Consider the following 12,423-nt stretch of genomic DNA (forward strand, 5'->3'; position numbering starts at 1 on the left):
CATCGCAGGCTCACTTCGGCTGCGGCTTGGATTCGGGTGCGGGCGGCGGCGTCTGCGATCCGCGGTTCACGCGCGACTCCGCCTCGCCCAGCGCGCGCGCCGTGGCGGCGTCCTTCTCTTCCTTGGTCTGCGGCTTGGGCTGCGTCGATGCGGTCTCGCCCTCCTTCACCGGCTCCAGCCAACCGCCCTTGAAGCCCGCCTTCTGCAATCCGTCGCGGATGTACTTGTTCCGCTTCATCACGTTCCAGACGAAGTCGTTGCGGTAGTTGGCGATCATCGCCAGGATCGGCCCCTGGTCGATGCCGATGTAATCGCTGGCGACCCAGCCCTCGCCCGGCACGAGGCGGCCGGTCTTGAGCGGGATGTCGAAGTCGAAGCTGCGATTGAACGAATCCAGGAAGCCGTAGCTGGAGTACAGGTACTCGCCGTAGCGTTCGTGGATCGCCACGGTGCTGGGAATGACGATCTCCGGCGCGAACGGCAGCGACGCGATGGCCGCCGTCGGCGCGATGGTGCCGTCGTCGAAGGTGTCGCGCAGGCCGGCGCCGCGTGCGGAATAGTGGCGGAACTGGCGCTGTTCGCCGCGGAACTCCTGCAGCGTCTGCTGCGGGCCGTCGCTGGCGGTGAGGCCCCACACTTCCGGGCCGTAGTCCTTCCACTTCATCGGATTGGCGATGGCGTAGGCGCGTTGCGCGTAAGCCGCGCGGCGGCTGTTCTCGAAGTAATCGATGCCGCGCTCGCGCATGTAGTCGTCCTGGATGCCGCGGAAGTCGATCCAGACGTGGCTGTACTGATGGCCGAACAACGGGCCGAACGCGAGGTATTCCTCGCCCTGGTAGACGCCCCAGGAGTCGTTGTAGGTGCGCGTCCACACCTCCCATGCTTCCGGCTCCACCGGATGCGTGGGCGAAGCGAGCGCGAGGATGTAGAGCATCATCGCCTCGTTGTAGCCGGTCCAGTCGTGCTGGATGAAGCCGCTCTCGGGGAACCAGCCCATCGAGATCAACGGCGCGTTGCGCTGCAGCCACGGCCAGTCGACGCGGCGATAGAGCGTGTCGGCGATGTCGCGGATTTCCTTCTCGCGCGGATCGTCGCGGTCGTAGTAACTCTGCGCGAACAGCACGCCCATCATCAGCAGCGCCGTGTCCACGCTGGAGAGTTCGACCCAGCTCTGGTAGCGGTGGCCGGTGTCCATCTCCAGGAAGTGGTAGTAGAAGCCGTGATAGGCGCCCTTGCCTTCCGCCTGCTCGCCGGAGGGAATGTCGCGGAAGAACTTCAGCGTGGTGAGCGTGCGGTCCACCGCCTGGCGGCGGCTGACCCAGCCGTTCTCGATGCCGATCGGGTACGCGGTGAGCGCGAAACCGACCGAGGCGATGCTCGCGAACGGACGCGAGGGATAGCGATCGGGCGTGAGGCCGTTGACTTCGTTCGTCGTGTCCCAGAAGAACTGGAACGTGCGCTTCTCGATGTCGCGGAACAGCGGCGGCAGTTCGAGCTTGGTCGGCTTGAGCGGTTCGACTTCCACCGGAGGCGCGGCTGCGATCGGATAGGTCTGCGATGCCGGCTCGTTACGCCCGCAGCCCGAAATGAACACCAGCACCGCCACCAGCGATGCAGTTCCCCAACTGCGTCGGATCGATTGAAACATCAGCACGCTGTTCATCCAGTAAGAAGACACCCCGAGTCCGCCGACCGCCCCGACGAGGTAGGCGGCCGGCGGACCGGGTCAGAAGTTGAAGCCGAGCGAGAGCTTGAACGTACGGGTCGGGAATGCGACCTGCGAGTTCGGTTCACCGAAGTTGGGGTTCGCCGGGGACCCGAAGTTCCCGGGGAAATCGTCGTAGCCGTCGTAGTTCGCCCAGTCGAAGACGTTCAGGATGTCACCGCGCACCCACATCTTGAAGCCCGAACCGGTGTCGAAGTCCTTCTGCGCCGCCAGATCGACCTGCTTGTAACCGAAGTCGCCATCGGGCTTGTACTGATCGATGAAGCAGTTGTTCGGTCGATCGATGTCGAAGCAGTTGACGAAGTAGCGCGGGATCTTCGACGACAGCGTGATCTTGCCCGAGAGCGTCACGCCCCACGGGCCGTCGTAGAGGCCGGTGGCGACGAGGCGGTGATCGGGCACTTCGGCGTCGTTCCAGCCGTACTGGTTGAGCGTGGGGTAATCCAGCGCGAAGACTTCCGGCGACTCGCGCATCTCCTCCGCGTGGAGGAAGGTGTACGCGATGGTGACGCCCCAGCCGGATTCGGCCGTGTACGGCTTCTCCGCCTTCAGGTACAGCGAACTGGTGCGCGTCTTGAGGCCATTGGTGCCCAGGATCAGGTTGCTGAAACCGTCCAGCCCCTGGTTGAACGGTGAGCCCCACTGGAAGCCGGGCGCGAAGAACGTGCCGTCGTCGCGACGGTTGCCGAGCAACCATGCGAAGCCGTCATGCCCTTCCACGTACGAGATCGTGGCGTCCGTCAGCCATTCGCCCACGGTGTTACGCATGCCCAGGCTGAACTGGTCGGAGTACGGCACCTTCAGATCGTTGTCGAGCAGGAACACCTCACGTCCACCTCCGTCGGGCGACGCGAGCGCGGCCAGCGTCGCCGGATCGAAGAACGCCGGATTCCAGTCCACGCACGGTTCGGTCGCGAGCGGGCACGTACCGTCGCCGCGGCGGAAGTACACGTTGGTGGCCGGGAACGTGGCCTTGGTGACTTCCAGTTGCAGCCAGTCGAAGAGATTGCGGTCGTAGGCGCGTCCCGCACCGCCGTAGATCACGTGGCGCTGGTCGGCGTTGAGGTCGTAGGAGAAACCCACGCGCGGCTGCCAGGCGTCCTTGAACGAGTCGCGGTTGTTGCCGGTGCTGATGTAGTCGTTGATGTTCACGCCGGAGTTCGGCGCGTTGATCGCCGTGGACGCGCGCAGCGCGTCGACCACGTCGGCGGGCGTGACGAAGTTGGTGTAGCTGGGGCTCTTCTCGTAGTCGTAGCGCAGGCCGAGGTTGAGGATCAGGTGGTCGTTGACCTCCCAGTCGTCCTGGAAATAGATGCCGTACTGCTTGTTGCTCGACTCCGCGCTGCCGTCGCCGACACCCGGCAGGGCCGAACCGAACCGCACGTGGATGGGCTGGACGAGGCTGCCGTTGACGTCGTAGGTGAACTGCGGGTTGTACGGCTGGCGCTCGATCGCGCTGACGTCGACATCCTTGAACTTCACGCCCATCTTCATCGTGTGGCCCGTGAGGCCCGTGTAGGTCAGGTCGTCCTGGAAGCCCCAGCCTTTCTGTCCCTTCTCCTGGAAGTCCGAGCCCGCCCCGCTGCGCGTGATCAGGCGCGCGTTGACGTCGCTGCCGTTGAAGTTGATCAGGTTGTACGCCACGCCGTTGTTGAGCGGGCTGGGGTTGAAGCTAGCGTCCTCGTAGGTGATGTGCGCGTCGTTGAGCCAGGCACCATGGGTGAACTGGTAGCGCAGGTCTACGCGCGTTTCCTCGTTGAGCTTGTTGGTGGCGTAACTGGGCAGGTTGGGACCGTTGCCGAGGTTGGTCAGCTCGCTCTCGTCGCGGTACTTGGTGGTGAATTCGAAATAATGGTCCTCACCCAGCAGCCAGTCGATCTTGGCGAAGTACAGATCTTCCTTGAAGGGCGCGATGAACAGTCCGGTACCGGCCTCTTCCTGCAGCGCTGCCGGCAACCGGTCGATGGTGTAGCCCTCGCCCAGCGTCAGCGAGCGCGCCCGGTCGAACTCCTTCGCCTCGTAGGCCAGGAAGAAGTGCGCCGTGTCGCGCAGGATCGGGCCGCCGAACGTGGCGCCGTATTGTTCGGCACCGGTTTCGGCCTTGGTGTCCAGACGCTCCTCGAAGACCGTGCGCGTGCGCCAGTCCTTGGAGGTGCGGTCCCAGAAGAAGCTGCCTTCGAAGTTGTTGGTGCCCGAGCGCGTGGTGGCCACGATCGCTGCGCTGTTGAGCTGGTCGTACTCGGCCTTGTAGTTCTGCGTGATGATCTTGTATTCGCCGATGGCCGATTGCGGGAACGGGTTGCCGCTGGTGGAGTCCTGGCCGCTGATGCCGCCGCGCAGCACGTAATCCTTCTGGCCGACGCCGTCGATGTAGACGTTGATGCCATTGGGAGTGCCGGCGCCGGAGCGGATGCGCGTGGAGCCGTCGGCGCCCTGCTGGAATTCCATGCCCGGCGCCAGATCGACGAAGGACAGGAAGTTGCGCGAATTCTGCGGAAGCATGTCGATCTGCTTGCCGCTTACGTAGGTGGCGATTTCCGATGTCTTCACTTCCGCCAGCGCCACACCGGTGACGGTGACCGTGTCGACCGTCGTGGCGTCTGCGACCGGACCGGTCTCCGCGACGCCGCCGGCCGAAAGATTCAGCGTGGCGGTCTGGCCGACGGCCAGCGTTACGGTCTTGGTCGTGGTCTGCCCGCCGGCGACCGCGTCGATGCGGTACGTGCCGGGCGGGAGGCCGCCGACGTTGTAGGTACCGTTGACGGCCTGCACCTTGCGCGAGAGTCCGGTGGCCGTGTTGGTGGCGGTGATCTGCGCATCGCTCGCGGGGGCCGCGTCGACGGTGATCTGTCCACGGATGGTCGCCGAGGTGCTCTGCGCCATCACCGCGGGGGCGGCGACGGCCAGGCAACTGGCCAGGGCGCAGGCAAGCAGCCTGCGCGACGGAAGGCGGGGGAACCTTGAATTCATATGCTTCCTCTCTCCAAAAGCATGTCGAACCGCATGGAATCGTTTACAGCGAACAGCCACAAGAATCCGTGACGCTCAGCGGGCGTTGGTCACGGAGAACGCGGGGAAGGCGTGGGCGAGCCGCTCGACTCGCGCACGATCAGCTCCGTCGAAAGCACCGACGATTCGCTGGCCGCATCTCCGGCGACCTGCGCGATGAGCAATCGGGCCGCGCGCGCGCCGAGTTCGGCGATGTTGACGCGGATGGTCGTGAGCGCCGGGTGGACGTAGCGCGCCAGAGGAATGTCGTCGAAGCCGGCCACGGCGATGTCGCCCGGCACGTTCACGCCGGCCTGCGCGAAGGCGAACAGGCAGCCCAGCGCCATCATGTCGTTGGCGGCGAACACGGCATCGGGCCGCTGCGCGGCGGCGAGCAACTCGTGTCCGGCACGGTGCCCGGAGGCTTCGGAGAAGTCGCCCTGCAACACCCATTCGGCGGTGCCGGGCAGTCGCTGCGCGAGCGCATCGCGATAGCCGCGCAGACGCTCGTGCGCATCGAAATTGCCGGTGGGACCGGCGATGAAGGCGATGCGACGATGGCCGATGGCGACGAGGTGCTCGACCATCGTCACCGCGCCGCCGTAGTTGTCGACGCCCAGCACGGCGGTGCCGTCGAGTTCGGCCTGGCTGTTGATGAGCAGGGTCGGCAGCGACGGATCGAGGTGTTCGCCCAGGCTCGGCGTTTCGACGAAGGGCGACATGACGATCAGTCCGTCGACGCGTCCGCGCATCGCGCGCAGCGCGGCGCCCTGCTCTTCCGGATTGCCGTGATAGCTGGACACCAGCAGGTGCAGCCGTTGCGCGCGGGCGATCTGGTCGATGCCGCGGATGAGCTCGGAGAAGAATTCGCCGTGCAGGTCCGGCAGGACCACGCCGAGCGTCTGGGTGCGCCGGCTGCTCAGGCTGCGCGCGGCGGCGTGCGGCGTGTAGCGCAGCTCCTGCGCGGCGGCGAAGACTCGGTTGCGGACGTCTTCGGCCACGTTGCCGTGGCCATTGAGCGCGCGCGAAACGGTGGCCACCGATACCTGCGCCACGCGGGCGACGTCTTTAATGGTTACGCTCGACACGCAGGGCCTCCGCGGACAATGCGCGCGGACTGTAATCGTTTTCAAATTCGAGTGTAAAGCAGACGTTATGTCGTTGCGCGAAACGTCGCCAACGTCTGCCTTCCTGCCACCAATCCACGCGACCATTGCTGCGCCGCGACAACGACGCGCAGCCGACTCGCCGGGCTCATTCCGCCTCGGCCGGAGTCCGCGCGCGGATCGCCAATGCGTGGATATCGGTGTCCATCAGGTTGCCGAGCGCGGCGTAGATCGCGCGATGGCGGGCAATCGGCGTGAGCCCGGCGAAGGCCGCGCTGACCACGTCCACCCGGAAGTGCCCTCGCCCGTCCGCCGCGCCGGCATGCCCGGCGTGGCGGTGGCTTTCGTCCTCGATCTCCAGCGAAATCGGGGCCAGGGCCGCCTCCAGCGCAGTGCGGATCGCGGCCGCGCGCTCGGCCCTGGGCAGCGGGCTGCCGCTCACGGCAGCACCTTGCGGAAGGGACGAACCTCCACGCGCTGGTAGACGCCGGCGGCCACGTAGGGATCGGCATCGGCCCAGGCGCGGGCGGCCTGGAGGGACTCGAACTCCGCGATGACCACGCTCCCGCTGAAGCCGGCCGGGCCCGGATCTTCGGCGTCGATGGCCGGGCACGGCCCGGCGAGCAGCAGCCGGCCCTCGTCGCGCAGCGCGGTCAGGCGCGCCAGGTGCTCGGGCCGCGCAGCCAGCCGCTGGGCGAGCACGTCCTTGCCGTCATAACCTTCGATCACGTACCACATGCGCCGTGCGTCCTCGGATTGGGGGAAACGAGCTGAATTGTAGTCGGCAAGCGGCTGGACACGGCCCGGGCGAGGCCGTACCCTTGCCTTCACAAGGCCGGCTGCAGCGGCCCGACGCGACCGGCTCCCCACACCGTCGCCTCGCACGCACCCAGGTGCGCCGCTGCCCCCGACGGCCCCGAGCCCGAAACCCCAAGTCGCCCGCCACGCCCTCGCGTGACGCGCCGGCCATGGCCGTTCGGACCGGGCCCGACGTTCCGACAAGTTCGTCTTAGCAAGTCCGTTGCATCCCCGGTGGCCCCGACGGCCGCCAGCCTGAGCGATATGCAGTGCCGTGGCCCGGAGGGGCCGCCTCCGAATGACCGAAGAACGCGCAGCCGACGCGAGCGATCCGCAACCCGTGGCCGCCCCGGCCCACACCACGCCTCAGCAGCAGGAAATGCGGCTGGCGGTGGTGCACGGCCAGCCCGTGTTGCAGATCCCGCAGGACCTGTACATCCCGCCGGATGCGCTGGAGGTCATCCTCGAGGCGTTCGAGGGCCCGCTCGACCTGCTGCTGTACCTGATCCGCCGGCAGAACCTGGACATCCTCGACATCCCGGTGGCGGACATCACCCGCCAGTACGTCGATTACATCCAGGCCATGCACGAGATGCGCTTCGAGCTGGCCGCCGACTACCTGGTCATGGCCGCCATGCTGGCCGAGATCAAGTCGCGCATGCTGCTGCCGCGCGCACCGAACGAGGAAGGCGAGGAAGAAGACCCCCGCGCCGAGCTCGTCCGCCGCCTGCAGGAGTACGAGCGTTTCAAGAAGGCCGCCGAGGACATCGATTCCCTGCCCCGCCAGGACCGCGACACCGCGCCGGTGCAGGCCTTCGTCCCGGACCGCGCCTCGGTGCGACTGCCGCCTCCGGTGGATCTGAAGGAAATGCTGCTGGCCCTGCACGACGTGCTCAAGCGCGCCGAGCTGTTCACCCAGCACGCGATCAAGCGCGATGCCCTCAGCGTCCGCCAGCGCATGGGCGAGCTGTTGGAACGCTTGAAGGACGGCGCCTTCTATCGCTTCGAAACGCTGTTCACCGCCGAGGAAGGCAAGCTCGGCATCGTGGTCACGTTCCTGGGCATGCTCACGCTGGCCAAGGAGCAACTGGTGGAAATCGTGCAGGAAGCACCGTTCGCACCGATCTACGTGAAGTCGCTCGCGCTGCTCAAGGACGGGGAAGAGATCGAACTGAGCAGCGAGTTCGACGAGCCGGCAGCCAACGATGGCTGACGGCGCCAAGGCGTCATCCCGCAACACCCCGTCGTCCCCGCGAAAGCAGGAATCCGGCGACCTCCGATTCGGCGTCAAACGCTTCCAAGGCACCGGATGCCCGCGTTCGCGGGACTGACGGGCCAAGAGACTGGAAACCGATCGATCCATGGATCAACAACTGATCACCCGCATCGTCGAAGCCGCGCTGCTGGCGGCGAACCAGCCGCTGACGCTGGCGCAGCTGCACGCGTTGTTCCCCGAAGACCAGCCGGCGCCGGCCGACAGCGTCGAGCAGGCGCTGGAAACCCTGCGCGAAGCCTGTGCCGACCGCGGCGTGGAGCTGGTCGAGGTCTCCTCCGGCTTCCGCTTCCAGGTCAAGGCCGACGTCCACTCCTGGGTGGCGCGCCTGTGGACCGAGCGCCAGACGCGCTACACGCGCGCCACGCTTGAGACCTTGGCACTCATCGCCTACCGCCAGCCGATCACGCGCGGCGAGATCGAGCAGGTGCGCGGCGTGGCGGTCAACAGCAACATCATCAAGGCGCTGGAAGAGCGCGAGTGGATCCGCGTCGTCGGCCACCGCGACGTGCCCGGCAAGCCGGCGCTGTTCGGCACCACGAAGGTGTTCCTGGACTACTTCGGCCTCAAGCGCCTGGACGAACTGCCGCCGCTGTCGGAACTGAAGGACATCGGCGAGCTGGAACCGCAGCTGGCGTTCGAAGGCACGCCGGCTCCGATCGCCGCGGGCATCGCGGACGAAGGCGCCGACGCATCCAACCTCGACGGCGCGCAGGCGTCGGATGAGGACGCGGCCGACGACACCGCCGCCGCGAACGACGGCGGCGCCGACGAAGAAAACGCCGCCGGCGCGGCCGAAGGCGAGGCCGACGACACCGGCAGCGACGAAGCCGCCGACGAGAACGCCGGGCACGCGCAGACCGGCGACTCCGTCGACGAAGTCGCCAATGCCGAGGCTGACGAAGACAACACCGAAATCACCGAAGACGAGGTCACCGACCTCGACATCGACGAAACCGAATATGCCCTCCAGGGCGACCCCGAAGCCGCGCCGGGCAAGCGCGCGGCGGACGCGAACGATCACGAGCAAGACAACGCCGTCGAGACGACGACCGTTCCGAATGATGACGAAGCCGAACTGGCCGAGTCGGAGCAACACAAAAATGACTGAAGAAAAGAGCCGCAAGCTCACCCTCAAACGCGCCGCCGATCCGGACGCCACCGAGGCGCCGCGATTGGAAGAGCGCCTGCACAAGGTGCTCGCGCAGGCCGGACTGGGTTCGCGCCGCGCGCTGGAACAGCGCATCGCCGACGGCCTGGTGAAGGTCAACGGCGAGACCGCGCAGGTGGGCATGAGCGTGAAGAGCGGCGACCGCATCGAGATCGACGGACGCCAGTTCGTCGCCAGTGCGCTGACCGAAGCCTCGCGGGTGCTGATGTACAACAAGCCCGAAGGCGAAGTGACCACGCGCGAAGACCCCGAAGGCCGCCCGACGGTGTTCGAGGCCCTGCCCGCGCTGAAGGGCGCGCGCTGGATCGCCATCGGCCGCCTGGACATCAACACCACCGGCCTGCTGCTGCTCAGCACCGACGGTGAGCTGGCCAACGCGCTGATGCACCCGTCCTTCGAAGTGGAGCGCGAATACGTCTGCCGCGTGCGCGCGCCGGAAGGCCAGGACGTCGTGCCGGACAACATCGTCGACCGCCTCGCCCGCGGCGTGGCGCTGGAAGACGGCCCGGCCAAGTTCGACGAGATCGAACGCATCGGCGGCACCGATTCGCACGACTGGTTCCGCGTCGTGGTGAAGGAAGGCCGCAACCGCGAAGTGCGCCGCCTGTGGGAGTCGCAGGGCTGCCAGGTGAGCCGCCTCAAGCGCATCCGTTACGGCGAAGTCGCCCTGCCCCGCGAACTGCTGCGCGGCCAGTCGCGCGAACTCGCCTCCGAGGCGGTGGAATCGCTGCGCAACAAGCTCGGTCTGGAAGACGGCACGCCGTCGGCGCTGACGCTGCAGCCGGTGATCGGCCAGCGCAAGGCCGCCAAGTCGACGATCGACCTGACCGGCAAGGCCCGCTCGCACGGCTACGTCGGCGGCCACAACACGGCCGACGAAGGCCGCGAACTGCGCCGCTTCGACCACGTGCGCGAAGACCGCGGTCGCGGTCGCGGCGGCCCACGCAAGCACGGCGGCCTGACCGTCAGCGGCGAAGCCGCGGCGAAGGCCGGCAACAAGCCGTTCAAGCAGCGCAAGGAAAAGGGTCCCAAGCCGTTGCCGGAAGGCAATCCGGCGGCGTTCCGCACCTGGTACGTGCCCGATGGCGTCGATACCGGCCCGAGCGGTCACCGCAATCCCGATGCACGCGGCCCCCGCAAGCCCTACGGCGACAAGCCGCGCACGGGCGGCGGCGGTCGTGGACCGGGCGGTCCGGGCGGCGGTAGCCGCGGTCCGGGCGGCGGCGGTGCCTACGGCGAACGCGGTCCGCGTCGCGAAGGCGGCTTCGGTGGCGAGCGCAGCGGCGGTGGCGGTTACGGCGAACGCAGCGGCGGTGGCGGTGGCGGCGGCTATGGTGAACGCCGTGGCCCGGGCGGCGGTCAGGGCCAGGGTCAGGGCCAGCGCAGCTCGCGTCCGTACGGCCATCCGGGCAATGCGCCGAGCTTCCCGTCCGATCACGCCAATCCCGGCAGCTTCAACCCGTACGGCGACAAGCCGCGCGCGCCGCGTCCGGGCGGTCGTCCGGGCGGTCCGGGCGGCCCGAAGCCGGCGGGCGGCAAGCCCGGCGGCAACCGTCCGGGCGGCAACCGCGGCCCCGGTGGCGGCGGTCCGCGTCCGGCCGGCGCTGGTCCGCGTCCGGGCGGTCCGCGCGGTGGCGGGCGTCCCGGCGGCGGTCGCGGTCCGCGCGGCTGATCGTTGAAGTAGTGAAAGAAACAGGGCGCCCAGGCGCCCTGTTTCTTTTTGTGGCGACGCGTCCCGTTGCGATGCATTGGTCGCAAGGCGCTTTGCACTCAGGCGCTCGCCGTTCGTCGCCCGGCACGCACCTTCGCGTGCGAATTCACGCCATTTCACCGTCGCTGAACACGCGCGGGGAAAGCATGGGGCGAGGCATACGTGACCGATGCCTCCGCCCTCCCTCACCGGCCGCACACCGGACGACAACCAGGAGCCCGCGCCATGGCGATGGAGTGCACGATTCGTGCGGGCGCGGTCGCAAGCGCGCTCATGCTCGCGTGCGCGGCATCGGCGGCGACGCGGACCGGCTCATTTCAGGTTACCGCCCGGATCGACGCATCGTGCCTGATGCGCGCTCCATCGTCCTTCGACATGATGCCCGCAGCTGCCCGCTCGAACGAGCGTGTGCAGGTGATCTGCTCGCCCGCCGTACCGCACGCGGTGTCGATGACGCCGCGCATCTCCTCCGGCCGTGCGGACCACACGCCCGCGGCTCGCCGACTCATCGTCTTCGTCACTTATTAGTCCGGCCGGGCATCGGGTCCGGTCGCAGCACTGCACATCAGGAGATCCGCCATGCATCCCGTGCTCCTCCTCAAACCGCTGTGCATCGTCACGATCGCCGTCGTTGCGTTCAGCCCGACGACGTCGACTGCCGCTACCAAGACAGCCACGTTCCAGGTATTGGCGACCATGGTCAGCGACTGCACCATCATCAGCGCGCCGAACATCGACTTCGGCACCGTCGGCGTGACAACGGCCAACATCGACACCACCAGCGTGCTGACCGTCGCGTGCACGCCCAGCACGACTTACACCGTTGCACTGGACGCAGGAACCGGCGCAGGTTCGACCATCACCGATCGACGCATGGCCAGCGGTGGCGGTGGCTCGCTGCAGTACCAGTTGTTCCGCGATACTGGCCGCACGCAGAACTGGGGCAACACCACCGGCACCGACACCGTCGGCGGCACCGGCAACGGCAGCAACAACCTGTACACCATCTACGCCCGCATCCCACCGCAGCCGGCACCTGCCGTGGGCAGTTACGCCAGCACGGTGACCGTCACGATCACCTACTGATCCGATGGCGAACACCGGCCACCGGCACGAGGCGGCTCGCATTGCGTCCATCGTGCTGCGCGCGTCTCGCCTTTGCGCCATATCGATCATGGTGTCGGCGTTGGGCATCGCACCGCTGGACGCCGCGACGCGCACCGCTTCGTTCACCGTCAATGCAAGCATCATCAACGACTGCACCATCATCGCCATCCCGAACCTCGATTTCGGCACGATCGGTGTGCAGAACATCGCGTACTACGGCACGAGTAACCTCGTCGTCGCCTGCACGCCCGGCACGGCCTACTCGGTGAGCCTGGACGCCGGATCGGTCGGCGGCTCCACCGTCGCGGTGCGCTCCCTGAGCGGTCCCGGCGGCACCATGACGTTCAACCTCTACCGCGATGCCGGATACACGCAGATCTGGGGCATGACGCCCGGCACCGATACCGCCGGCGGCACGGGCACCGGCAGCAACCAGAGCTACACGATCTACGGCCGCATCTACGCGATGCAGACCACCAAGGCGCCCGGCACCTACACCACCACCATCACCGCCACGATCACCTACTAACCGCGCGGGCACCG

At 67.4% G+C, this 12,423-nt stretch carries 10 protein-coding genes and 1 pseudogene; 6 read left to right on the plus strand and 5 right to left on the minus strand.

Features of this window, described 5'->3' with window-relative positions; genetic code table 11:
- Positions 1-10: 10 nt before the first annotated feature.
- The 5 genes and pseudogenes from JI752_RS01160 to JI752_RS01180 form a co-directional block, all read right to left on the minus strand.
- Positions 11-1,489 (minus strand): annotated as a pseudogene (locus JI752_RS01160) (glucoamylase family protein); the annotation flags it as partial.
- A 237-nt stretch (positions 1,490-1,726) separates the two neighbouring features.
- The gene (locus tag JI752_RS01165) at positions 1,727-4,696 is read right to left on the minus strand and encodes a TonB-dependent receptor (RefSeq protein WP_216958174.1); all 2,970 of its coding nucleotides are present in this window, start codon (positions 4,694-4,696) and stop codon (positions 1,727-1,729) included.
- 89 nt (positions 4,697-4,785) lie between these two features.
- A complete protein-coding gene (locus JI752_RS01170; protein ID WP_342315274.1) occupies positions 4,786-5,802 on the minus strand; it encodes a LacI family DNA-binding transcriptional regulator in 1,017 nt (338 codons plus the stop codon).
- A 166-nt stretch (positions 5,803-5,968) separates the two neighbouring features.
- The gene (locus JI752_RS01175) at positions 5,969-6,262 is read right to left on the minus strand and encodes a BolA family protein (RefSeq protein ID WP_345777309.1); all 294 of its coding nucleotides are present in this window, start codon (positions 6,260-6,262) and stop codon (positions 5,969-5,971) included.
- Positions 6,259-6,558, minus strand: a complete 300-nt coding sequence (locus tag JI752_RS01180) for a YciI family protein (protein WP_216958178.1) — start codon at positions 6,556-6,558, stop codon at positions 6,259-6,261. Before JI752_RS01180 ends, JI752_RS01175 begins: the two co-directional genes overlap by 4 nt.
- 358 nt (positions 6,559-6,916) lie before the next feature.
- Here JI752_RS01180 and JI752_RS01185 point away from each other — a divergent pair, with 358 nt between their 5' ends.
- From JI752_RS01185 to JI752_RS01210, 6 genes are all read left to right on the plus strand, one after another.
- Positions 6,917-7,831, plus strand: coding sequence for a ScpA family protein (locus JI752_RS01185; RefSeq protein ID WP_216958180.1), 915 nt, complete (start codon positions 6,917-6,919; stop codon positions 7,829-7,831).
- A 148-nt stretch (positions 7,832-7,979) separates the two neighbouring features.
- On the plus strand, positions 7,980-9,002 hold the full coding sequence (scpB, locus tag JI752_RS01190; protein ID WP_216958182.1) for an SMC-Scp complex subunit ScpB: 1,023 nt from the start codon (positions 7,980-7,982) through the stop codon (positions 9,000-9,002).
- Positions 8,995-10,734 (plus strand): pseudouridine synthase, encoded by a 1,740-nt coding sequence (locus tag JI752_RS01195; RefSeq protein ID WP_216958184.1) that lies wholly within the window; start codon positions 8,995-8,997, stop codon positions 10,732-10,734. The genes scpB and JI752_RS01195 overlap by 8 nt, the downstream gene beginning before the upstream one ends.
- Positions 10,735-10,998: 264 nt before the next feature.
- Positions 10,999-11,301: a hypothetical protein gene (locus tag JI752_RS01200; protein WP_216958187.1), complete on the plus strand. Its 303-nt coding sequence runs from the start codon at positions 10,999-11,001 to the stop codon at positions 11,299-11,301.
- Positions 11,302-11,352: 51 nt separating this feature from the next.
- Positions 11,353-11,859: a spore coat U domain-containing protein gene (locus tag JI752_RS01205; protein ID WP_216958189.1), complete on the plus strand. Its 507-nt coding sequence runs from the start codon at positions 11,353-11,355 to the stop codon at positions 11,857-11,859.
- A gap of 4 nt (positions 11,860-11,863) precedes the next feature.
- Entirely contained in the window at positions 11,864-12,409 is a 546-nt protein-coding gene (locus JI752_RS01210) for a spore coat U domain-containing protein (protein ID WP_216958190.1), read from the plus strand.
- The last annotated feature ends 14 nt before the right edge of the window (positions 12,410-12,423 follow it).

It is taken from the genome of Lysobacter sp. MMG2, assembly GCF_016735495.2.
Taxonomy (GTDB): Bacteria; Pseudomonadota; Gammaproteobacteria; order Xanthomonadales; family Xanthomonadaceae; genus Lysobacter_J.